Annotated in this window: 19 protein-coding genes and 1 tRNA gene; 13 read left to right on the plus strand and 7 right to left on the minus strand. The window is 65.9% G+C overall.

Translation table 11 applies throughout. From position 1 onward, the window contains the following. The first annotated feature begins 21 nt into the window (after positions 1–21). The 4 genes from pstB to phoR all read left to right on the plus strand — a co-directional run bounded on the left by pstB (position 22) and on the right by phoR (position 3,782). Complete coding sequence (gene pstB, locus ACOJB8_RS11485) at positions 22–876, plus strand: phosphate ABC transporter ATP-binding protein PstB (RefSeq protein WP_406952760.1); 855 nt, start codon at positions 22–24, stop codon at positions 874–876. 19 nt (positions 877–895) lie between these two features. Next, a complete protein-coding gene (phoU, locus tag ACOJB8_RS11490) occupies positions 896–1,600 on the plus strand; it encodes a phosphate signaling complex protein PhoU (RefSeq protein ID WP_069262534.1) in 705 nt (234 codons plus the stop codon). A 34-nt stretch (positions 1,601–1,634) separates the two neighbouring features. Beyond that, positions 1,635–2,336 carry a phosphate regulon transcriptional regulator PhoB gene (phoB, locus tag ACOJB8_RS11495; RefSeq protein ID WP_042261377.1) on the plus strand — a complete coding sequence of 234 codons (702 nt, stop codon included), beginning with the start codon at positions 1,635–1,637 and terminating at the stop codon, positions 2,334–2,336. Positions 2,337–2,468: 132 nt separating this feature from the next. Beyond that, positions 2,469–3,782 (plus strand): phosphate regulon sensor histidine kinase PhoR, encoded by a 1,314-nt coding sequence (gene phoR, locus ACOJB8_RS11500; RefSeq protein WP_069262533.1) that lies wholly within the window; start codon positions 2,469–2,471, stop codon positions 3,780–3,782. A gap of 79 nt (positions 3,783–3,861) precedes the next feature. Here phoR and ppk1 read toward each other — a convergent pair whose 3' ends face one another. Further along, positions 3,862–5,925 (minus strand): polyphosphate kinase 1, encoded by a 2,064-nt coding sequence (gene ppk1 / locus ACOJB8_RS11505; protein ID WP_069262532.1) that lies wholly within the window; start codon positions 5,923–5,925, stop codon positions 3,862–3,864. Between the two features lie 214 nt (positions 5,926–6,139). Here ppk1 and ppx point away from each other — a divergent pair, with 214 nt between their 5' ends. Continuing rightward, positions 6,140–7,741 carry an exopolyphosphatase gene (gene ppx / locus ACOJB8_RS11510; RefSeq protein ID WP_368604865.1) on the plus strand — a complete coding sequence of 534 codons (1,602 nt, stop codon included), beginning with the start codon at positions 6,140–6,142 and terminating at the stop codon, positions 7,739–7,741. A 109-nt stretch (positions 7,742–7,850) separates the two neighbouring features. Here ppx and ACOJB8_RS11515 read toward each other — a convergent pair whose 3' ends face one another. Continuing rightward, positions 7,851–8,669: a GNAT family N-acetyltransferase gene (locus ACOJB8_RS11515; protein ID WP_069262530.1), complete on the minus strand. Its 819-nt coding sequence runs from the start codon at positions 8,667–8,669 to the stop codon at positions 7,851–7,853. A 240-nt stretch (positions 8,670–8,909) separates the two neighbouring features. Then, positions 8,910–9,374: a phosphohistidine phosphatase SixA gene (sixA, locus tag ACOJB8_RS11520; RefSeq protein WP_342945467.1), complete on the minus strand. Its 465-nt coding sequence runs from the start codon at positions 9,372–9,374 to the stop codon at positions 8,910–8,912. Positions 9,375–9,537: 163 nt separating this feature from the next. Here sixA and ACOJB8_RS11525 point away from each other — a divergent pair. From ACOJB8_RS11525 to ACOJB8_RS11545, 5 genes are all read left to right on the plus strand, one after another. Further along, positions 9,538–9,614, plus strand: a tRNA-Pro gene (locus tag ACOJB8_RS11525). Between the two features lie 172 nt (positions 9,615–9,786). Continuing rightward, on the plus strand, positions 9,787–11,409 hold the full coding sequence (locus tag ACOJB8_RS11530; RefSeq protein ID WP_342945468.1) for an NAD(P)/FAD-dependent oxidoreductase: 1,623 nt from the start codon (positions 9,787–9,789) through the stop codon (positions 11,407–11,409). Between the two features lie 272 nt (positions 11,410–11,681). Continuing rightward, positions 11,682–12,539, plus strand: coding sequence for a translesion DNA synthesis-associated protein ImuA (imuA, locus tag ACOJB8_RS11535; RefSeq protein WP_083245112.1), 858 nt, complete (start codon positions 11,682–11,684; stop codon positions 12,537–12,539). Beyond that, a complete protein-coding gene (locus tag ACOJB8_RS11540) occupies positions 12,448–14,046 on the plus strand; it encodes a Y-family DNA polymerase (protein ID WP_342945469.1) in 1,599 nt (532 codons plus the stop codon). The genes imuA and ACOJB8_RS11540 overlap by 92 nt, the downstream gene beginning before the upstream one ends. A gap of 34 nt (positions 14,047–14,080) precedes the next feature. Beyond that, positions 14,081–17,563: an error-prone DNA polymerase gene (locus tag ACOJB8_RS11545; protein WP_475012614.1), complete on the plus strand. Its 3,483-nt coding sequence runs from the start codon at positions 14,081–14,083 to the stop codon at positions 17,561–17,563. Between the two features lie 4 nt (positions 17,564–17,567). On the opposite strand, the gene ACOJB8_RS11550 is transcribed toward ACOJB8_RS11545, so the two are convergent. Both ACOJB8_RS11550 and ACOJB8_RS11555 read right to left on the minus strand, forming a co-directional pair. Then, on the minus strand, positions 17,568–18,494 hold the full coding sequence (locus ACOJB8_RS11550; protein ID WP_342945471.1) for a dTDP-4-dehydrorhamnose reductase family protein: 927 nt from the start codon (positions 18,492–18,494) through the stop codon (positions 17,568–17,570). Positions 18,495–18,505: 11 nt separating this feature from the next. After that, positions 18,506–18,709 (minus strand): heavy-metal-associated domain-containing protein, encoded by a 204-nt coding sequence (locus ACOJB8_RS11555; protein ID WP_069262524.1) that lies wholly within the window; start codon positions 18,707–18,709, stop codon positions 18,506–18,508. 161 nt (positions 18,710–18,870) lie between these two features. On the opposite strand from ACOJB8_RS11555, the gene cueR reads away from it, so the two are divergent. From cueR to ACOJB8_RS11570, 3 genes are all read left to right on the plus strand, one after another. Next, entirely contained in the window at positions 18,871–19,296 is a 426-nt protein-coding gene (gene cueR / locus ACOJB8_RS11560) for a Cu(I)-responsive transcriptional regulator (RefSeq protein WP_069262523.1), read from the plus strand. A 297-nt stretch (positions 19,297–19,593) separates the two neighbouring features. Beyond that, positions 19,594–19,743 (plus strand): DUF3563 family protein, encoded by a 150-nt coding sequence (locus ACOJB8_RS11565; RefSeq protein WP_083245111.1) that lies wholly within the window; start codon positions 19,594–19,596, stop codon positions 19,741–19,743. A gap of 183 nt (positions 19,744–19,926) precedes the next feature. Next, positions 19,927–20,316 carry a hypothetical protein gene (locus ACOJB8_RS11570; RefSeq protein WP_342945472.1) on the plus strand — a complete coding sequence of 130 codons (390 nt, stop codon included), beginning with the start codon at positions 19,927–19,929 and terminating at the stop codon, positions 20,314–20,316. 29 nt (positions 20,317–20,345) lie between these two features. On the opposite strand, the gene ACOJB8_RS11575 is transcribed toward ACOJB8_RS11570, so the two are convergent. Both ACOJB8_RS11575 and ACOJB8_RS11580 read right to left on the minus strand, forming a co-directional pair. Beyond that, positions 20,346–21,191 (minus strand): 23S rRNA (adenine(2030)-N(6))-methyltransferase RlmJ, encoded by an 846-nt coding sequence (locus tag ACOJB8_RS11575; RefSeq protein ID WP_069262521.1) that lies wholly within the window; start codon positions 21,189–21,191, stop codon positions 20,346–20,348. Between the two features lie 195 nt (positions 21,192–21,386). Further along, positions 21,387–22,358 (minus strand): potassium channel beta subunit family protein, encoded by a 972-nt coding sequence (locus ACOJB8_RS11580; RefSeq protein ID WP_342945473.1) that lies wholly within the window; start codon positions 22,356–22,358, stop codon positions 21,387–21,389. Positions 22,359–22,389 lie beyond the last annotated feature (31 nt).

Below are 22,389 nucleotides of genomic sequence, written 5' to 3' on the forward strand. Positions count from 1 at the left end.
AGGGCGGAGTTCCCGATGAACATGGCTGAGAGTCACCTCAACACCGCTGCGCACGGCAATGCGCCCTCCGCTGGGTTTGAACCTGCGGATCCCGCCCAGAACGCACGCCTGCCGGCGCTGGGCAAGCCGAAGATCGAAGTGAAGGACCTGAACTTCTTCTACGGCAAGTACCACGCGCTGAAGAACATCAACCTGCAGATTCCCGAAGGCAAGGTGACGGCGTTCATCGGCCCGTCGGGCTGCGGCAAGTCCACGCTCCTGCGCACCTTCAACAAGATGTTCGCGCTCTATCCGGAGCAGCGCGCCGAGGGCGAAATCGTCATGGACGGCGAGAACCTGCTGACGACCAGGCGCGACATCTCGCTCTTGCGTGCGCGCATCGGCATGGTGTTCCAGAAGCCGACCCCGTTCCCGATGTCGATTTACGACAACATCGCGTTCGGCGTGAAGATGTTCGAGAAGCTCTCGCGCCCGGAAATGGATGACCGCGTCGAATGGGCGCTCACCAAGGCCGCGCTCTGGAACGAAGTGAAGGACAAGCTCGGCCAGAGCGGCTACGGCCTCTCGGGCGGCCAGCAGCAGCGCCTATGCATCGCGCGCGGCATTGCGATCCGCCCCGAAGTGCTGCTGCTCGATGAGCCGTGCTCGGCGCTCGACCCCATTTCCACCGGCCGCATCGAAGAGCTGATCGCGGAACTCAAGAGCGATTACACGGTGGTGATCGTCACCCATAACATGCAGCAGGCCGCGCGTTGCTCGGACTACACTGCTTACATGTACCTTGGTGAGCTGATCGAATTCGGTGACACCGAAAAGATCTTCATCAAGCCGGTCCGCAAGGAAACGGAAGACTACATCACCGGCCGCTTCGGCTAATCGGAGCAGGGAGCAAATCATGTCCGACAAACACTTGTCCAGCCAGTTCGACGCCGATTTGAACCTCATTTCGTCGAAGGTGCTCGAAATGGGCGGCCTCGTCGAATCGCAGATCATCACGGCAATGCAGGCATTGAACGAGTTCGACGGCGCCGCCGCCGAGCGCGTGATCGCCGCCGAAGACCGCCTCAACACGATGGAAGTCGAGATCGACGAGGAGTGCAGCAACATCATCGCGCGCCGCCAGCCGGCCGCGCGCGACCTGCGCCTCGTGCTCGCCATTTCGAAGACCATCACGAACCTCGAGCGCGCCGGCGACGAAGCCGAGAAGATCGCCAAGCGCACCAAACGCCTGATGGAAGACGGCGCTTCGCGCGCGGTCAACATCGCCGAGATCAAGGTCTCGGGCGAAATGGCCGTGTCGATCCTGCGCCGCGCGCTCGACGCGTTCGCGCGTCTCGACACCGTGGCCGCCGCGCAGATCGTGCGCGACGACAAGGCGATCGACGAGGAATTCCGCGCGTTCGTGCGCAAACTCGTGAGCTACATGATGGAAGATCCGCGCACGATTTCGGTGGGCCTCGACTATCTGTTCATCGCCAAGGCGATCGAGCGGATCGGCGACCACGCGAAGAACATCGCGGAATTCATCATCTACATCGTGAAGGGCACCGACGTGCGCCACAAGTCGCGCGACGCGCTCGAACGCGAAGCGCTCAGCTAATTCACTCCATAGGTAACAAGGTCAAGAGGTGCCGATGCCTAGCAGCATTCTCGTCATCGAAGATGAGCCCGCCATTTCCGAGCTGATTTCGGTGAACCTGCAGCACGCAGGCCACTGCCCGATCCGCGCCTACAACGCGGAGCAGGCGCAAAACCTGATCAGCGACGTGCTGCCCGATCTCATCCTGCTGGACTGGATGTTGCCGGGCAAGTCGGGTGTGAACTTCGCGCGCGACTTGCGCAACAACGAACGCACGAAGCATATTCCGATCATCATGCTGACCGCGCGCGGCGACGAGCAGGACAAGGTGCTCGGCCTCGAAATCGGCGCTGACGATTACGTGACGAAGCCGTTTTCGCCCAAGGAGCTGATGGCGCGCATCAAGGCGGTGCTGCGCCGCCGTGCGCCGCAGCTCACGGAAGACGTGGTGGCGATCAACGGTCTGAAGCTCGATCCGGCCACGCACCGCGTGGCGGCCGCCGCCGAAGGCTCGGAAATCAAGCTCGATCTCGGCCCGACCGAATTCCGCCTGCTGCACTTCTTCATGACGCATCCGGAGCGCGTGCATAGCCGTACGCAACTGCTCGACCAGGTATGGGGCGATCACGTGTTCGTGGAAGAGCGCACGGTGGACGTGCATATCAAGCGTCTGCGCGCCGCGCTCAAGCCGGCAGGGTGCGATGCTATGATCGAAACGGTGCGCGGCAGCGGCTACCGTCTCGCCAAGAGCGCCTGAGCTGGACCCATGGCCGCGCCGCAGGGTGACTCACCGGGCGGCGCGACCGTTTCACTGCCGCCGGTATTCGCGCGGTAGTCACTCGATGTCGCGTGCCCGCATCCGACCGTATTTATCTTCGATCGCAGGAACATGAACATCATCTGGGCGCGCTCCCTCGTATCGATCGTGTTGCTCGCGCTCATGTGCGCGGGCGTTGGCGCGATTTTCGGCGTCAAGATCGCGCTGAGCATCGCCGTGCTGGCGCTGCTCGCGCAAATGCTCTTCAGCACGTTTCACAAGCAGCGTCTGTGGCGCCTGCTCGACGCGCCGGTCTACGGCGAAGTACCGAGCGCTCCCGGCATCTGGGGCGAAATCTACTACCGTCTGCATAAGCTCGCGAAGCGCTGGCACGCTCAGGTGCGCCAGGTGGAGCAGCAGCATTCGCGCTTCATCCAGGCGATCCAGGCGTCGCCCAACGGCGTCGCCATGCTCGACGACCACGACCAGATCGAGTGGTGCAACGCGATCTCGGAAGTTCACTTCGGCCTCGATGCGAGGCGCGACCTGCGCCAGCACATCACGCATCTCGTGCGTCAGCCCGACTTCGTACGCTACCTCAATTCGCACGATTACAAGGACATGCTGATCATGCGAGGCATGGGCGCGAAGCGTCAGAACGTGATCTCGGTGCAGGTGTTTCCGTACGGCGAGAACCGCAAGCTCATCCTGTCGCAGGACATCACCGAACTCGAGCGCACCGACGCCATGCGGCGCGACTTCGTGGCCAACGTCTCGCACGAGCTGAAAACGCCGATCACGGTGCTCTCGGGCTTCCTCGAGACGATGCGCGAGCTGCCGCTTGGCGAAGCCGAGCGCAATCGCTACCTGGAGCTGATGGAGCAACAGGCCTCGCGCATGCGCCATATCGTCACCGACCTGCTCGTGCTCGCCAAGCTCGAAGGCGAGGGGCGCCAGCCCGGCGACCACATGGTCGATATGCGCGCGGTGCTCGGGCACGTGCGCGAGGACGCCGAAAGCCTTTCGGGCGGGCGTCACCGCATCACGGCCGATTTCGACGACGGACTGAGCGTCACCGGTTCCGAAACCGAGATCATGAGCGCGCTCGGCAATCTGGCGACCAACGCGGTGCGCTACACGCCGGACGGCGGGACGGTGCATCTGTCGTGGCGCGCAGAACACGGCAGCGCGGTCTTCGCGGTCACCGACAGCGGCCTCGGCATTCCGGCCGCCGATATTCCGCGCCTGACCGAGCGCTTCTATCGTGTGGACCGCAGCCGCTCGCGCGATACGGGCGGCACGGGACTGGGTCTCGCGATCGTCAAGCACGTGCTGCAGCGTCACGACGCGGCGCTCGAAGTGAAGAGCGAGGAAGGGCGGGGCAGCACGTTCACGGTGCGCTTCCCGGCCGCGCGCACGACGAGACGGCAGCCGGCGCCGGCGTAACGAAGCGCCGCCGCAATTGAAAAAGCCGCTTCATTCGAAGCGGCTTTTTTGCGTTCAGCGTTATTGCTCCGTCAAGGCATCACGGACAGAACTTCGCCAGCAAGCTCAACTGCGCATTGCGCACGGCCTTGCCCGCGCGGCGGCGGCGATAGTGGCCGTCGCTTTGCATGAGCCACGCCGATTGATTGTCGCCGAGGAAGGTGGAAAGCCCTTCGGCGATCACGCGGCGCTTGAGTCTGCGGTCGTGAATCGGGAACGCCACTTCGACGCGGCGGAACAGGTTGCGATCCATCCAGTCCGCGCTCGACAGGTAGACGTCTTCCTTACCACCCGCATAGAAGTAGTAGATGCGGTGGTGCTCGAGGAAACGCCCGACGATCGAGCGCACGGTGATGTTCTCGGAGAGCCCCGGCACGCCGGGCTGCAACGAGCACACGCCACGGATGATCAGATCGATCTTCACGCCGGCCTGCGATGCTTCGTACAACTCGTCGATCACGGTCGGCTCGAGCAGCGCGTTCATCTTCGCGACGATGCGCGCCTTCTTGCCCGCGCGCGCGGCATCGGCTTCGTTGCGGATCGCCTCGATCATCTTCGGATGCAGCGTGAACGGCGACTGCCACAGATCGTGCAGCTGCAGCTCGCCGCCGATGCCGGTGAGCTGCTGGAAGACGTGGTGCACGTCCTCGCACATCTTCGGCTCCGAGGTCATGAGGCCGAAGTCGGTATAGAGGCGTGCCGTGCGCGGGTGGTAGTTGCCCGTGCCCAGGTGCACGTAGCGGCGCAGCACCATGCGCCCGTTCACGGGCACGCGGCGCACGATCAGCATCATCTTGGCGTGGCACTTGTGGCCCACCACGCCGTACACCACGTGCGCGCCCACGGCTTCGAGCTGCGCCGCCCAGTTGATGTTGGTCTCTTCGTCGAAGCGCGCGAGCAGCTCCACCACCACCGTCACTTCCTTGCCGTTGCGCGCGGCCTGCATGAGCGCGTCCATGAGCGGCGAGTCGGTGCCGGTGCGGTAGATCGTCTGCTTGATCGCGACGACGTTCGGGTCGTTCGCGGCCTGCAGCAGTAGTTCGAGCACGGGCTGGAAGCTCTCGTACGGATGATGCAGGAGCACGTCGCCCTGATCGATCACATCGAACATGTTGCTGTTCGCGGCAATGCGGCGCGGAATCGCGGGCACGTGCGGCACGAACTTGAGGTCGGGGCGATCGACCATCTCGGGCAGCTGCATGAGCCGTACGAGATTCACGGGGCCATCGACGAAATAGCAGTCCTTTTCGTCGAGGCCGCTTTCGTCGAGCAGGCGCTTCACGAGATGCGGGGGCGTTTCCGCCGACACTTCGAGACGCACCGCATTGCCGAGGTGCCGCGCGGGCAGTTCGCCCTGCAGCGCCACGCGCAGGTTGGTGATTTCGTCTTCGTCGACGAAGAGTTCACTGTTGCGCGTGATGCGGAACTGGTTGCAGCTGCGCACGACGAGGCTCGGGAACAGCTCGCCCACGAAGCGCTGCAAGAGCGAGCCGAGCAGCACGAAGCCGTGCTGGAAGCCGGAAAGCTCCTGCGGCATGCGCACGAGGCGCGGCAGCGCGCGCGGCGCCTGCACGATGCCCATGACGGCCTGGCGCCCGAAAGCGTCCTTGCCTTCGAGCTCGACCACGAAGTTCAGGCTCTTGTTGAGCACGCGCGGGAACGGGTGCGCGGGATCGAGCCCGATGGGCGTGAGAACGGGCAGCAGTTCGTCGAAGAAGTATTTGCGCGCCCATGCGGTTTGCGCTTCGTTCCAGGCGTCGGTGCCGTGGAAGTAGATGCCTTCCTGTTCGAGCGCGGGCAGCACGGTGTCGTGCAGCATGCGGTACTGGCGATGCACGAGACGCTGCGCGCGCTCGACCACGAGGTCGTACACGTGCTGCAGCGACATGCCGTCGGGCGAGAGCACGCCCGGGTTGTCGCGCATCTGCTCCTGAAGCCCGGCCATACGGACTTCGAAGAATTCGTCGAGGTTGCTGCTGGTGATACAGATGAAGCGCAAGCGCTCCAGCAAAGGAACAGCGGGATCGGACGCCTGTGCGAGCACGCGCTCATTGAATCCCAGAATGCCCAGTTCGCGATTGAGTAGGGGATAGCGGATGGACATCGGCAATGAAAACGGAATGTCAGGAATGGATTCGAACGGACGCTCGGAAATTCTCACAGTAATATGACTTTATTGTGACTTTCGAAGTGTCATAAATTTTACGCCGCATTTTCGCGAAATCGACAAGTCGCGTTGCGAACATGCACGCTGGGTAAAAGTACCCATGGTCATGACCAATGCGAGGAGCGACATGGTGAAGTCGGCTACGCTTAAAATGACGCATTTGGACAGCGCGGCGGCGGCGCAGCAAGCCCGCATGGCTGCGCGTTCGTCTCTGTATGCACGCATGGAGCCTGCCCCTTCGATGGTCACCAATCCCCAACTGCTTGCCGCCGTCGATCTCGGTTCGAACAGCTTTCGTCTGATCGTCGGCCGCGTCGAGGAAACCGATGCCGGCAGCCAGATCTACCCGGTGGACGCGCTGCGCGAACCGGTGCGCCTCGCGGCCGGCCTCTCGAGGGACAAACTGCTCGACCGCGCCTCGCAGGTGCGCGGCTGGGACGCGCTCAAGCGCTTCGGCGAGCGCCTGCGCGACTTTCATCCCGACCAGGTGCGCGCGGTGGCGACCAATACGCTGCGTGTCGCCAAGAACGCGCGCGAGTTTCTCACCGAGGCGGAAGCCGCGCTCGGGTTCCCGATCGAAGTGATCGCGGGGCGCGAAGAAGCGCGCCTCATCTATGCGGGCGCCGCGCACTCGGTGCCGGCGAGCGCGGGCAAGCGCTTCGTGGTGGACATCGGCGGCGGCTCGACCGAGTTCATCATCGGCGCGCACTACACGCCGATCCGCATGGAAAGCCTCTATATCGGCTGCGTGAGCCATAGCCGCCAGTTCTTCCCGTCGGGCAACGTCGACGAGTACACCATGCGCCAGGCCGAACTCGCGGCCACGCGTGAAATCCAGATCATTTCCTCCGACTACCGCAAGACCGGCTGGGACCAGGCGATCGGCTCGTCGGGTACGGCGCGCGCGCTCGCGGAACTCGTCGAGGCGAACGGCTTCAATGATCCCGGCATCACGCACGGCATTTCGCGCGGTGGCCTCGAACGCCTGAAGCGCGCGCTCATCAAGGCCGAGAACGTCAACCGGCTCAAGCTCGTCGCGCTCAAGCCCGACCGCATCCCGGTGCTGGCGGGCGGTCTCTCGATCATGATCGCGGTGTTCGAGGAGCTCGGTATCGACTATGTCGACACCACGGACGGCGCGTTGCGCCTGGGCGTGCTCTACGACCTGCTGGGCCGCTCGCAGCACGAGGACATGCGTACGGTCACGGTGGAGGGCTTCATGCGCCGCTACGGCGTGGATCGCGCGCAGGCGGGGCGCATTGGCGAGCTGGCCGTGAAGTTCTACGATCAGTTCGAGGAGCCCGACGACGAGCGCCGCGAAGAGAACCGCATGTTCCTCACGTGGGCGGCGTCGCTGCACGAAATCGGGCTTTCCATCTCGCACAGCGCGTACCACAAGCATTCGGCCTACATCGCCAGCAACGCGGACATGCCCGGCTTCTCGCGCACCGACCAGGCGCGCCTCGCCGCGCTGGTGCTCGGCCACGTGGGCAAGCTCGGCAAGCTCTCGCAAACGCGCGATGTGGAATGGACGCTGCTGTTCTGTCTGCGTCTCGCCGCGCTGCTGACGCGCCGCCGCGCCGATGTCGGTCTGCCGCACATCAAGGTGGAGGAGGAGGGCAGCGGCTACGAAGTGCTGCTGCCCAATGCCTGGGTCCAGAATAATCCGCTCACCGATTACAACCTCGTTCAGGAAGCGGCGGAATGGGGCAAGATCGGCATTCCGTATCGCGTGGTCTATACGGAGGAGTGAGCGTAGCGCGCTGCGCCTCGTCTGACTGCGCCGATAAAAAAGCCCGGCTCGTTCGTGAGCCGGGCTTTTTTTGTTGACTCATCCTGCCCACTGGGGAGCGGATGAGGTTTTAACGCGTGACAGCTTCGCCGAGGAAGTGGCGCGCGTAACGCTCGTTGATTTCCGAGAGGCGGAAGAGCGTAAGGAAGTCGGCGGTGTTGAAGTCGGGGTCCCAGGCGGGCGCGCCACAGATCTTCGCGCCGAGGCGCAGATAGCCCTTGATGAGCGGCGGCGGCACGGCCGGCGTGCCGGTGCGCAGTTCCTCGACGGGCAGCGGCGTGTGCGGGAACGCGCGGTATTCGGGCGCGGTCAGCGCGTTCGCGCCGAGCGCGCAGTACAGGTTCGCCGCGTAGTGGCCACCGTCAGCCATGGCCACGCTCGCGCAGCCGAGCATCGTCTCGTAGCCGTTGTGCTGCATATAGCCGCCGAGACCGCCCCACAGCGACATGATGACGGAGCCGCTGCGGTAGTCGGGATGCACGCACGAGCGGCCCACCTCGACCATTTTCGGACGCAGATGCGCGAGGCGCGAGACGTCGAATTCGCTTTCGGCATAGAGGCGGCCGATGCGCGCGGCCTGGTGCGGCGGCAGCACGCGATAGGTGCCGACGACCTTGAGCGTGTCGAGGTCGCGCACGAGCAGGTGGTCGCAGTAGGCGTCGAAGGCGTCGACGTCGAGGCCGGCGGGGCCGGTCAGGCGTGCGCCCATCTCTTCGGCGAAAACGCGGTAGCGCAGGCGCTGGGCTTCGCGCAGCTCCTCGTCGGTGCGAGCCCAGGCCACCTGCAGCCGATGCTGCGCGGTGACCGTTTCTTCGGCACGCGGCAAGCGTCGGTTCGACTCGAACAGCGTCGAGGCGAACGGCAGGGTGGGCGTCGGCAGATCTCGCATAGGGCGTCCTGGTCGGAAGTAAGAGAACTTTTCCGGCAATGTAGTAATACGCGGTTACGTTTCCATGAAAACGCAATGACGATTCGATGACGTGGCGTCAGGCAGACGGACGAGGTGGCTCGAAAGGCGGAGGGCGGCGGGCGCGTTTGAAGGGCGTTTGAACCGCGTTTGAACCGCGCTTGAACCGCTGTAGGGGCCGCGTGCAGGCGGCCCGGTGGGCAGACGCAGGCGGGGTCGGGGCTAGACGAGATCGGGCGTGATGGCCGCGTGGAGGACCGCCTGGTCACCGCCGTCGCGCTCACGGCTCGCAAGCCAGAGCACGCCGGCCTTCTTGACGGCCCAACTGCGCGAATCGGCGCCGCCCGAGAGCAGCCGCGCCGCGACCTCGCCGAGCGTGGGCTGATGGCCCACCACGACGACCGTGGACGCGAGGCCCTTGGGCCAGCCGACGGAGGTCAGCACCTCCTCGACGCTCGCATCGGGGGCGAGTTCGCGCACGACGCGATATTGGTCGGTGAGCGCCTCGGCGGTCTGGATGGTGCGTGCGGCGGGGCTGGCGAGGATCACGGCGTCGTCGGGCAGGCGCGCGCGCAGCCAGCGCGCGACGTTCTGCGCCTGCTTGCGCCCGCGTGTGGTGAGCTGGCGGGAGAGGTCGCTGGCGGCGATGTCTTCGGCTTCGGCGTGGCGCCAGAGGATGAGGTGCATGGCGTCTCCTTTTTTGGCGGTATGGGGTGCACGTGCGGCGTGTCCTGTCATGGTGCACGCCAGGCCGGTATGCGGCAAGCGCGTGATGTGGATCGCTTTTCGTCGCTATGGCTCACTCAGATTTGACGGCGTGGCATCAGTGCCGATACAATCGCTGATTCGTCGGAGCGTAGCGCAGCCTGGTAGCGCATCTGATTTGGGATCAGAGGGTCGTAGGTTCGAATCCTATCGCTCCGACCAGCAATACCGAGGGGTTACACGCCATTGGCCTGTAGCCCCTTTTTCTTTTTCTCCCATGTTGGGTCATACGCGCTCGCGTCTCGTCGTACGGCTTGCGTTCCCTTTGAAAAGCCACCGAGCCTATAAAATACCGATCGGCCACCACTCCCGTGGCGATCGCACCCTGGCAGCCATGTTACGTTTATCCGAAGTCAAACTCCCCCTCGACCACGCCGAAAGCGAACTTGAAGCCGCGATTCGGGGACGTCTCGCGGAACTCGGCGTGGGGGCGGATGCGCTCGTGCGTTACACCGTATTCCGCCGTGCGCACGACGCACGCAAGCGCTCGGATATCAAGCTGACCTATATCGTCGACGTCGAAGTCAAGGACGAAGCGGCCGCGCTCAAGCGGATCGCCGGCAAGCCGCATTGCGGGGTGACGCCGGACATGACCTACCGCTTTGTCGCCAAGGCGCCCGAGCACTCGACGCATCCGCGTCCGGTGGTGATCGGCATGGGGCCATGCGGCCTGTTCGCGGGACTGATCCTCGCGCAGATGGGCTTTCGTCCCATCATCCTCGAACGCGGCAAGGCCGTGCGCGAGCGCACCAAGGACACCTTCGGGCTGTGGCGCAAGTCCGTGCTCAACCCCGAATCCAACGTGCAGTTCGGCGAAGGCGGGGCCGGGACGTTTTCCGACGGCAAGCTGTACAGCCAGATTAAGGATCCGCACCACTACGGCCGCAAGGTGCTCGAGGAGTTCGTCAAGGCGGGCGCGCCGGAAGACATCCTGTATCTGAGCCGGCCGCACATCGGCACGTTCCGTCTCGTCAGCATGGTGGAAAAAATGCGCGCCACCATCCACGAGCTGGGCGGTGAAGTGCGCTTCGAAACCCGCGTCGAAGACATCGAGATCGAACAGGGCAAGGTGCGCGCGCTCAAGCTTTCGAACGGCGAGACGCTGCCGTGCGACCACGTCGTGCTGGCCGTCGGCCACAGCGCCCGCGACACGTTCCAGATGCTGCACGATCGCGGCGTGTTCATGGAAGCCAAGCCGTTTTCGCTGGGCTTTCGGATCGAGCATCCGCAGGGGCTGATCGATCGCAGCCGTTTCGGCAAGTTTGCGGGCCACAAGCAACTCGGCGCGGCCGACTACAAGGTGGTGCATCACGCCAACAATGGACGGGCGGTCTATAGCTTCTGCATGTGCCCGGGCGGCACGGTGGTCGCGGCGACCTCCGAACCCGGCCGCGTGGTCACCAATGGCATGAGCCAGTATTCGCGGGCCGAGCGCAACGCGAATGCGGGCATCGTCGTCGGCATCACGCCGGAGGACTATCCGGGCGGTCCGCTCGCGGGCATCGCCTTCCAGCGCAAGTGGGAAGAGCGGGCGTTCGAACTCGGCGGCGGCAATTACCAGGCGCCGGGCCAACTGGTCGGCGACTTTATCGCCGGTCGTCCGTCGACGTCGCTGGGCTCCGTGGTGCCGTCTTACAAGCCGGGTGTGCACCCGACCGATCTCAGCACCGCGCTGCCCGACTACGTGATCGAAGCCATCCGCGAAGCCCTGCCTCAGATCGACAGGAAGATCGCAGGCTTCGCGATGCACGACGCCGTGCTCACCGGCGTGGAGACGCGCACGTCGTCGCCGCTGCGCATTCGTCGCAAAGACAATTACCAGAGCATGAACGTCGAAGGTCTGTATCCGGCGGGCGAAGGCGCCGGGTATGCCGGTGGTATCTACTCGGCGGCCATCGACGGCATCGAAGTGGCGCAAGCCGTGGCGCTCGATATGACGTCGGCGCAGGCGTCTTGATAGCAACAAGCTCTGCCGCCCTTATTGCACACCGCCCACATCGGGCTGGCGGCGTGTATTAAGCGGCGTTTGCCCCGGACGTCAGCGCGACGTCCGGCGGCGGTCCGGTCGCCCCTCGGCGATCGCAAAGTGACCCGCCCCCAATTTCCGCCTCCTCCAATCTCTCAAAATACTGTATAAATATACAGGTGGAGGCGAGTCGACCTCCTTCTTGCCGATGCCCCATTTCTTGCCGGGCAGGGCGAAGCGTTCCCATCAATCAGGCCACGAACATGGCAGCAGCAGCCCAGACCACTGCGCAGACCACCGCGCAACTCGCCGCGCACTTGCCCCCCCGGCTGCAAAGCCGCGTGTGGCAAGGCGATCAGCTCGCGCGCGCCAGCGAGCGCACGGTGCCGAGCGGCCACGCGACGCTCGACGCCCAGCTCCCCGGCGCCGGCTGGCCCTCGGGCAGCCTGACCGAGCTGCTCGTCGAACAGGGCGGCGTGGGCGAGATGCGACTTGTCGCGCCGGCGCTGCGCGCGCTCACCGCGCAGGCGGGCCGGCACGTGCTGCTCGTCGCGCCGCCGTGGCGCCCATACGCCTGCGCGCTCAAGGCGTGGGGGCTCGCGCTCGATCGCGTGATCTGGGTGCGCGCGGCCGAAGACGAAGCCGCCTGGGTGGCCGAACAGGCGCTCAAGCAGGAAGGCATGGGCGCCGTGCTGCTCTGGCAGGCGAAGGCGCGCGCCGACGCCGTGCGCCGTCTACAGGTCGCCGCCCAGGATTCGCAGGCGCTCGCATTTCTCGTGCGGCCGCTCGCCGCGCGCAACCAGTCGTCGCCGGCGCCGCTGCGCATGACCTGCTCGCCGGTGCCGCCGCCCGACGACGCGAGCCTGAACCGCCGGCAATGGATGCAGTTCGCCGCGCTCTCCGTCGATATTTTCAAGCGCCGCGGGCCGCCGCCCGCCCAGCCACTCGTCATTACATTGCCGCTGCAGGATGCGGTGCTGCCCCAGCCGGACGCAGCTTCCGTCGTCATGCCGTGGCCCGGGGTCAATCATGCTGTGGATCGCCGTCACCTTGCCGTTGTTGCCGCTGGAGGCCGTCAGACCTCTGATGCCGCCGGCGCCGTCAACGCCGCTCCTGCCTGAAAGCGTCGATGCCCATGTCACCAGCGCGCCGCGCTGCTACGCGCTCGCCGACCACACGCGCATCCTGATCGCCGATCTCGACGCGCTGCGCGCAGGCGTCGAGCCCGGCAACACGCGCTCGCATGCGCTCGCGCTCGCGCCGGGGCTCGTGCTGCTCGAAGCCGATCCGGCGCGCGAGACCCGCGCGTTCGAGGCGCTCGCGCTCGCGTTGCTCGCCTATACGCCCAAGGTGTCGTTCGCGCAGTCGCACACGCTGCTGCTCGAAGTCGGCTCGAGCTTGCGTCTGTTCGGCGGCGTGCGTGCGCTGCTCGCCAGGGTCGCGGCGACAGTGGCCGGCTGCGGGCACACCGCGCGCATGGCGTGCGCGCCCACGGCGTGGGGGGCATGGACGCTCGCGCAGGCGCGCGTCACGCGTTCGTCGCGCCGCTGGCATGTGCTCAAGGAAACAACGCTCGCGCGCGTGCTCGACTCACTGCCGGTCACGCTTGCGCCGTTCGCCGCGCAGCACGACCACGCGCTCACGCAGATCGGCTGCGCGACGCTCGGCGATTTGCGGCGGTTGCCGCGCGACGGCATCGTGCGTCGTTTCGGCGACGGCGTGCTCGGCTGGCTCGCGCAGGCGCGCGGCGAGGCGCCCGATCCGCGCGTCTGGTTTGCCGCGCCGCCGTCGTTTCACGCGTCGCTCGAATTGCAGGCGCGCGTGGAGAGTGCCGAGGCGCTGCTCTTTGCCGCGCGCCGGCTCGTGATGCAGCTGGCCGGCTGGCTGGCAGCGCAGCACGCGGCCTTGAGCGGCTTCGAACTGCGCCTGGAGCACGAACTGGCTTCGCGTCACGCGCCGCGCACCTCGACGCTCACGATCGCCTGGGCATCGCCTTCGCGCGACGCCGAGCATCTGCTGTGGCTGCTTCGCGAGCGCCTGAATCAGACTGAGCTTGCCGCGCCCGTGATCGGTCTTGCGCTCGTCGCCTCGCAGGTGAGCGAATACGCGGCGCCCACCGACACGCTCTTTCCGATGGCCGAGGCTGCCGAGGCATCGCTCGGGCAGCTCTTCGAGCGCATCGGCGCGCGGCTTGGCGAGCAGAACGTGCTGCAGCTTTTCGTCGAGGACGATCACCGGCCCGAGTTGGCGATGTCGGCGCGGCCTTACCGCGAGAGCGGCGCGAAGCGTACGCGCAGGCCGCGCAAGGCAGGCAAGCCGCAGCAGGAAGCCGGCGCGAGCGCGCCCGTGCAAAGCGCCTTCGACCTGCCCGAGGTGCCGCTGCCGACCCAGCCGCGTCCGGCGTGGTTGCTCGAAAAGCCGCTCAAGCTCGCGACGCGCGGCGATCGGCCCGTTTATCGCCGGCCGCTGAAGACGCTCACGCGCACCGAGCGCATCGAGTCCGGCTGGTGGGACGGCGAGGGCGTCGGGCGCGACTACTACGTCGCCGCCGACGACCAGGGTCGCATGTTCTGGCTGTATCGCGAGCGCATTGGCGGCCAGTGGTATCTGCAAGGGCTGTTCGGCTAGCGCTTATTCGTCGTTCTTTCGGGTTTCAGGAATCATGTCGATCAGCGGGACGGGCGCGTCGTCGCCTCCACAGTTGCCGCCGCAGTTGGCCGCGCAGCTGCCTGACTACGCCGAGCTGCACTGCCTGACCAATTTCACCTTCCTGCACGGCGCGTCGCGACCGGGCGAGATGGTCGAGCAGGCGATCCGCCACGGCTACCGCGCGCTCGCGATCACCGACGAATGCTCGTTCGCGGGCGTCGTGCGCGCCTGGAGTGCGCTCAACGAATACGACGAGGCGCGCAAAAAGGCGTATGACGAAGCCGTGCGCGAGGCCCGCGAACGCGGCGGCCATGCCGCCGCCGCGGCGCTGGGCCCGTTCGAGCCGTCGCTGCACCTGCTGATCGGCAGCGAGCTGAATCTCGTCGACGAACATGGCGCCCCGTTCTGCACGATCGTTGCGCTCGCAACGACACGCGAAGGCTACGGCAACCTCTGCGAGCTGATCACGCTGGCTCGCTCGCGGGCGGCAAAGGGCAGCTATCGCGTGCATCCCGCCGATTTCACCGAGCCCGAGCCCGGTTTCGAGCATCTGCAGCACTTGCGCGAGTGCGTGTTGCTGCTCGTGCCGCAACGCGCGGCCACGCTCGCGCAAACGCTGCGCGCCGCGCACTGGCTCGCGGGCTTCGCGGCCGAGCGCGCCTGGCTCGCGCTCGAACTCTGGCAGACCGGCGGCGACGACACGCAGATCGAAGTGCTACGCCATGTCTCGCAGGAGAGCGGCCTGCCGCTCGTCGCGGCGGGCGGTGTGCTGATGCACGCCCGTTCGCGCAAGCCGTTGCAGGATACGCTGAGCGCGATCCGTATCGGCAAGCCGCTCGCTTCGTGCGGGCGCGCGCTGGAAGCGAATGCGGAGCGGCATCTGCGCTCGCGCGTGCGGCTTGGCGCGATTTATCCGCGCGAGGCGCTCGACGCGACGCTCGACGTCGCGCGCCGTTGCACGTTTTCGCTCGGCGAGCTGGCCTACGAATATCCCGAGGAACTGGTGCCGCCCGGCGAGACGCCCCAGTCGTGGCTGCGCAAGCTCGTGATGAAGGGCGCACTGGAGCGCTGGCCCGACGGCCTGAACGACAAGCGCCGGGATCAGATCGAGCAGGAACTCGGGCTCATCGACGAGTTGAAGTACGAGAAGTACTTCCTCACGGTGCACGACATCGTCCGCTTCGCGCGCGATCAGAAGATCCTGTGCCAGGGGCGAGGCTCGGCGGCGAACTCGGTGGTTTGCTACTGCCTGAAGATCACGGAGATCGACCCCGTGCGCATGAACATGCTCGTGGCGCGTTTTCTCTCCCGCGCGCGCAACGAGCCGCCCGATATCGACGTCGACTTCGAGCATCAGCGCCGAGAAGAGGTCATTCAGTACATCTACCGCAAGTACGGCACGCGCCGCGCCGCGCTGGCCGCGACGCTCATCACCTATCGCTCGCGCAGCGCGTTGCGCGATGTCGGCAAGGCGCTCGGCCTCGACAATGCGCTCGTCGAAAAGCTCTCGGGCGCGCATCAGTGGTGGGACGGCCCCGATTCGATCGCGCGCCATCTGGAGGAAGCGGGCTTTTCGCCCGACTCGCACGTGACGCAGCAGCTCATCCGCCTCACGCGCGAGCTGCGCGGTTTTCCGCGCCATCTTTCGCAGCACGTGGGCGGTTTCGTGATCGCGCGCGACAAGCTCTCGCGCCTCGTGCCGATCGAAAACGCGGCGATGAAGGACCGCTACGTGATCGAGTGGGACAAGGACGATATCGACGCGCTGCGGCTGTTGAAAGTGGACGTGCTCGCGCTCGGCATGCTCTCGGCGATCCGGCGCTCGCTCGAATTCGTGGCGCTCAGGCGCGGGTTGCCCGAGATGCGCGTGCAGGACATTCCGGTCGAGGACCCGGCGGTGTACCGCATGTGCGCCAGGGCCGATACGGTCGGCGTGTTCCAGATCGAGTCGCGCGCGCAGCAGAGCATGTTGCCGCGTTTGCGGCCGCGCACGTACTACGACCTCGTGATCCAGGTGGCGATCGTGCGACCGGGGCCGATTCAGGGCGACATGGTGCATCCGTACCTCAAGCGCCGGCACGGCGACGAGCCAGTGGAATATGCGAAGGAAGAATTGCGCCCGGTGCTCGAACGTACGCTCGGCGTGCCGATCTTCCAGGAGCAGGTGATGCATCTCGCGATGGTCGCCGCGGACTACACCGGCGAGGAAGCCGACAAGCTGCGCCGCGCGATGGCCGCATGGCGGCGCGATGGAGATCTGCGGCCGTATCAGGCCGATCTCACGAAGCGCATGCTCAAGAAGGGCTACTCGCCGGAATTCGCCGAGCGCATCTGCAAGCAGATCGAGGGTTTCGGCGACTACGGCTTTCCGGAAAGCCATGCGGCGAGTTTCGCGCTGCTCGTCTACACGAGTTCGTGGCTCAAGCGTTACGAGCCCGCCGCATTTCTGGCAGGACTGCTGAATAGTCAGCCGCTCGGTTTCTATTCGCCTTCCCAGCTCGTGCAGGATGCGAAGCGTCATGGCGTGCAGGTGCGCGCGCCCGATATCGCGTTGAGCGACTGGGCGTCGGTGCTGGTGCGGCGCGACGCACCCGGCGAGCGGCTCGATGGCGAGGCGGTTCGCGCACGCAACGCCGAGGTGCTGCGTTATCGCGCGCTGCTGGGTGCGGCCGTGCTGACGCGCAGGGGCACGCTCAAGCGCGGCGGCCGGCGGCACAGGTTCATGGACGGACTCAAGCGCGTCGTGCACTTGCGCATTGCGCTTGCGCCGCAGCGCTATGGACGCGGCGGGCCGGCCGTGCGCCTCGGCTTCAGTCTCATCAAGGGCTTTTCCGAAGATGCCGCGCGGCGTGTGATTGAGGCGCGCGAGCGCGCGCCGTTCGCCGACGTCGACGATCTCGCGCGCCGCGCGGCGCTCACGCGACGCGAGCTGGAGGCGCTGGCGGCGTCGAACGCGCTCGAGAGCATCGCGGGCCACCGGCGCGAGGCATGGTGGGCCGTGACCGCGCAGCACGCGGTGCCTGCGCTTTTGCGCGACGCGCCCGTTGCCGAGGCGCCGCTCGCGCTGCCGCGCGCTTCTGAAGGTGCGGAAATCGTCGCCGATTACGCGAGCCTGCGTCTCACGCTCAATCGCCATCCGCTCGAACTGCTGCGCCACGGCCTCGCGAAGCAGCGTTTTCGCACGGCGGAGCAGCTGGCGCATTGCCGGCACGGCATGCTCGCGCGCGTGTGCGGGATCGTGACGGTGCGCCAGCGGCCGGGCACGGCAAACGGCACGATCTTCGTATCGCTCGAGGACGAGACCGGCAGCGTCAACGTGATCGTGCACGCGTCGCTCGTCGAGTTGCAGCGCAAGGAACTGCTAGGGTCTTCGCTGCTGGCGGTGGCGGGCGTGGTGCAGCGCGAGGGCGAGGTCGTGCACCTCGTGGCGCACCGGCTGGAGGACCACAGCCGGCTGCTCGGGCGGCTCGCCACAGAGAGCCGCAATTTTCACTGAATTTTCACTGGCGAGCGGCCGGCACGCCGTCTCTCATGAAAGCGTCGAGCACGGCGCGAATCGCCACGTCGAACGGCGTGCGGCGGCCCATCCCCAGCGTTTCGAGGCGGCTCGAATCGAGATGACAGTCGCGCGGGCGCGGCGTGGCGTCGGTGGGCGTGGGCTGTGCGAGCAGACGCGCCTCTACGCCAAGCGCCTGCGCGATCCGTTGGGCGATGTCGTACTTCGTCATCGGCTCGTCGCCGGACCACTGCGCGACCCCGCGCACCGCGTTGCCGTCTGCGCAGCGCAGCAACAGTTCGCGGATCACGAACGCCACGTCGGGCGTGAGAGTGGGGTAGCGCGTGGCCCACGCGTCCATCGGCGCCGCCTGCGCCCCGGTCTCTCCCGAAGCGACGATGGCCGGCACGAGGCTCGTGACCGCGGATTCGTGCCAGCCGACGATCGGCCCGTACAGCAACGGCAGGCGCAGCACGAGTGCGTTGTCGCTGGTTTCGAGCAAGGCCCGTTCGCCTTCGAGCTTGCTGTGGCCGTAGGCGTTGAGCGGATTCGGCGTGTCGTCGACGCGGTAGGGCGGCTCGGTGCCGTCGAAGACGTAGTCGGTGGAGATCGAGAGCACCCACGCGCCGCGCTGCCGCGCCGCCGCGGCGACGCTGCGCACCGCATCGACATTGAGCGCGCGCGCCGCTGCCGGATCGTGCTCGCACACATCGGGGCGGCGCTCGGCAGCGGCCAGCACGATCGCGTCGGGCGCCTCGCGCTCGACGAACGCGTTCACGGCCTGCGTATCGCGCACATCGAGCACAGTCTGTTGCGGGCCGCCGTGACGGAACGCGGTCGGCACGACTTGCCAGGCGGTATCGGCGGCGAGTTCGCGCACCACGGCGCGCCCAAGCAGGCCAGACGCGCCGATCACGGCAACCTTGAACATGGCCCGGACCGTCAGCTGGCCGTACCGACGACGGTGTAGCCGGCTTCGTCGATCGCCGTTTTCAGGACTTCGGCGCTCTGGCTCGATTCGACCTTCACGCGGCCGGCGGCCAGATCGATCTCGACCCGGGCTTGCGCGTCGTGTTCGTGGATCGCGCGCGTGACGGCGCCTACGCAGTGCTGGCAGCTCATGCCTTCGACGTTGAACTGAATCATCGTGTGTTCCTTTTTCAGAGATTGAGGCTTGTCCTACTCGATATGAGGCCGCTGGCGGATTATGCCAGCGGGGACTGGATGCCGCGCTGGACCTTCCCATCGTGGGAAGGTGTACGATCAGTGCATTGATCAAACGATCGACCAGACAGCGGGAGAACGGCGTGAACATCGGTGAAGCGGCGCGTGAATCGGGCGTTACGGCAAAAATGATCCGGTACTACGAAAGTGTCGGGCTGCTCGCGCCCAAAGGGCGTACGGAGTCCGGCTACCGCGTCTATGGCGCGGAGGAAGTGCATTCGCTGCGCTTCATCCGCCAGGCGCGCCGGCTCGGCTTTCTGGTAGAGGACATCCGACGCCTGCTGGCGCTCTGGCACGACCGCTCCCGCGCGAGCTCCGAGGTCAAATCGATCGCGCTCGAACATGTCGCGGAACTCGACCAGCGCATCGCCGAACTCTCCCAGATGCGCGACACGCTCGCCCACCTGGCCTCGCACTGCCAGGGCAACGACCGGCCCGACTGCCCGATCATCGAACGGCTTGCCGACGCCGCGACTACAGAGTGCCACGAGCCCGGCCACGTGCACTGAGCGCAGGTGCAACCGCGGCGGGCAAATTGACGCAACCACATGGGCTGTTTGCACCGTATTGGTGCGATGTAACGTGGTTGCCGTCAAGTCTCCGTGAATTCGCTGGAAAATGTGTCGATAGAACATGATGTTGCCGATTCGCACTTAGGGGTCATTCCAGAATGGAATGCACAGTATTCGGGCAATTCACTGGCAAAGTTCGGTGCAACCGTTACAATACGGGTTATCCCTGATGAGGGTTATCCCTGATGCGAATTCACCGGGGATCGCCGAACCGAATCCTTGGAGCACACCGTCATGTTTGCATTCCTTCTTGAAAAGCTGAGCAACTGGTTTGAAACTGCCGAACGTCGTCGCCGCGAAGCGTATCTCGCCTCGTCGGCCGATATCGTCCAGCTCGAGCAGCGCCTTCGTTCGATCGAAACGAACGGCTACAACTCGCTGTAAGCCAGCTTTGACCGGGCTTCAGTCCGGTTGAAGCAGCACGATCTCAAGCCCCGCATTGGCGGGGCTTTGTCATTTCTGCACCGCCGATGGAACCGAGTCTGAGCCTTCCCACCGGGGTAAGGTAAAGTCTTTTTGCGACAAGCCGTCATAGCAATGGTGTCGCTTTCTCTCCGGGGGCCGTTCATGGTGCTAGACCGCATTTCCCACCGCATGCCTGTGTTGCCGCGCCGCGCGTTGCGTCGTTTTTCTGTTGCGCGTGCGGGCCTGATCGTCGTCGTCGTGGCGTGCGCCAGCGCCGGCGCGCATGCCGGGCAGCCGCTCATTCTGGATACACAAAGAGGGATCAGCGACGGCCAACCGGGGCTGGTGCTGCAAAACGCGCCGCTCTCGCACGAGCCGATGGTTCAGGCGACGCAACCGGCGGGTCTCGCGCCGGATTCTTCGCAGCCGTATGTCGTCGCGCCGTACGTGGAAGTGCAGCAGGGCGGCGGGAGGCCGACACCGCCGCGGCCGCCGCGCCCCCCTCATCGCCCAAACCCGCCGCTTCCCCAGCCGCTACCGTCCGGGCAGTGACGCCGTTCAGGCGGGTTTGAGTCCGGGGCTTAGTCGCCGCGCGACTCGATCCTGAATTGCGCGCCGGCGTCCTGGCCGAGATTTTTCACGAGCCACGGGAGCGCCTCTTTCATCGCCGCTTCGAGCGTGTACGGCGGGTTCAGGATGAACATGCCGCTGCCGTAGAGGCCGAAGCCGTCTTCGGGCGGGTTGCTCACCGAAAGCGTGAGGTGCAGCCAGTTCTTGTTCTGCAGGCGCTTGAGTTGCTCCGGGAAGCGCTGCGATTCGGGACGGGTGACCTGCGGATACCAGACCGCATAGGTGCCGTTCGCGAAGCGTTTGAGACTTTCCTCGACGCACGTCAGCGTGCGCGCATAGTCGCGCTTGTCCTCGAAAGACGGGTCGATCAGCACGAGCGCCCGGCGCGGCGGCGGGGGCAGGAGCGCCTTGATGCCGTCGAAGCCGTCGCCCGCATAGATCATCACGCGGCGGCCCGCGTCGTGGAAGCGGTGGCGCAGCACGTCGATTTCCGTGCTGTGCAATTCGAACAGCCGCATGCGGTCCTGCTCGCGCATGAGGCGCCATGCGAGATAGGGCGAGCCGGGATAGAAGCGCAACTCACCGTCGGGGTTCAGCGCCGCCACTTCGTCGACGTAGTCCGAGAGCGCCGCAGGCAGGTCGTTGCGGCCCCACAGCTTGCCGACGCCCGTGTCGAACTCGGCGTTCTTCGTCGCGTAGCCTTCGCGCAATGCATAGGCGCCGGCGCCCGCGTGAGTGTCGATGTACCAGTACGCCTTGTCCTTCTTGCCGAGGTAATGCAGCAGTTGCACGACAACGGCGTGTTTCAGGACATCGGCATGATTGCCGGCGTGGAAGGCGTGACGGTAGCTCAGCATGATGGACGGGACACGAGGTCCGGTGAATACGGGGAAGACGGCAGCGGCGGCGCGATGACTGCGCCGCCCGCGAGGCCGCGTATTGTACGCCACCGCAAGACGCGACCCGCGGTACGCCGTCCGTCCGGCTATGCCTGCGCGCGAATCCGCCCCGCGGTGTCGGGTGCGCCGCGCCTCGCGGGTACGCGCTCCACGTCAGTCGTAAGCGTCGCCGACGATCGCCTCGATCTGCGCCTTGACGTCCGGCGTGATCTTTTCCGCCACGTCGCGCGCCTTCATGTTTTCGCCGATCTGCTCGATGCGCGAGGCCCCGGTGATGACCGTGCTCACGTGCGGATTCTTCAGGATCCACGCGAGCGCCAGTTGCCCCACCGAGCAGTCGAGTTGTTTCGCGAACTCGGCGAGCTTGCCGACGATCTCGTTCTTGTCGGGGTCGGTGACGTTCTTGCGCAGCCAGTCGTAGCCCTGCAGTTCCGCGCGGCTGCCCGTCGGCACGCCGCCGCGGTACTTGCCGGTGAGCAGACCCGAGGCGAGCGGGCTCCAGGTGGTGAGGCCGAGGCCGATGTCTTCGTAGAGCCGGCGGTATTCGTCTTCCACGCGCGTGCGGTGAAACAGGTTGTATTGCGGCTGCTCCATGACCGGCTTGTGCAGGTGATGGCGCTCCGCGATCTCCCACGCGGCGCGGATTTCGTCGGCGCTCCATTCCGAGGTGCCCCAGTAGAGCGCCTTGCCGCGCGTGATCATGTCGCTCATTGCCCAGACGGTTTCCTCGACCGGCGTGTTCGGGTCGGGGCGGTGGCAGAACACGAGATCGACGTAGTCGAGCTGCAGCCGCTCGAGCGAGCCGTCGATGGCGTTCATGAGGTACTTGCGGTTGAGCGTGTGGTACTGGTTGGGCGCTTCGTTCAAGCCCCAGTAGAACTTGGTCGAGACCACATAGCTCACGCGCGGCCACGCGAGTTCCTTGAGCGCCTGGCCCATGAGCGCTTCCGACTTGCCGCCGGCGTAGGCCTCGGCGTTGTCGAAGAAGTTGATGCCGGCGTCGCGCGCCGCCGCGAGCGATTCGCGCGCGAGCCTGGCGTCGACCTGGTTGCCGTAGGTGACCCACGAGCCGATGGACAGTTCGCTTACCTGCAGGCCTGAGCGGCCCAGTCGCCGATAGTTCATGAACGCCTCCTTGTGAGCCGATAAAGCTAGC

Source organism: Paraburkholderia sp. BR10141, assembly GCF_056155635.1.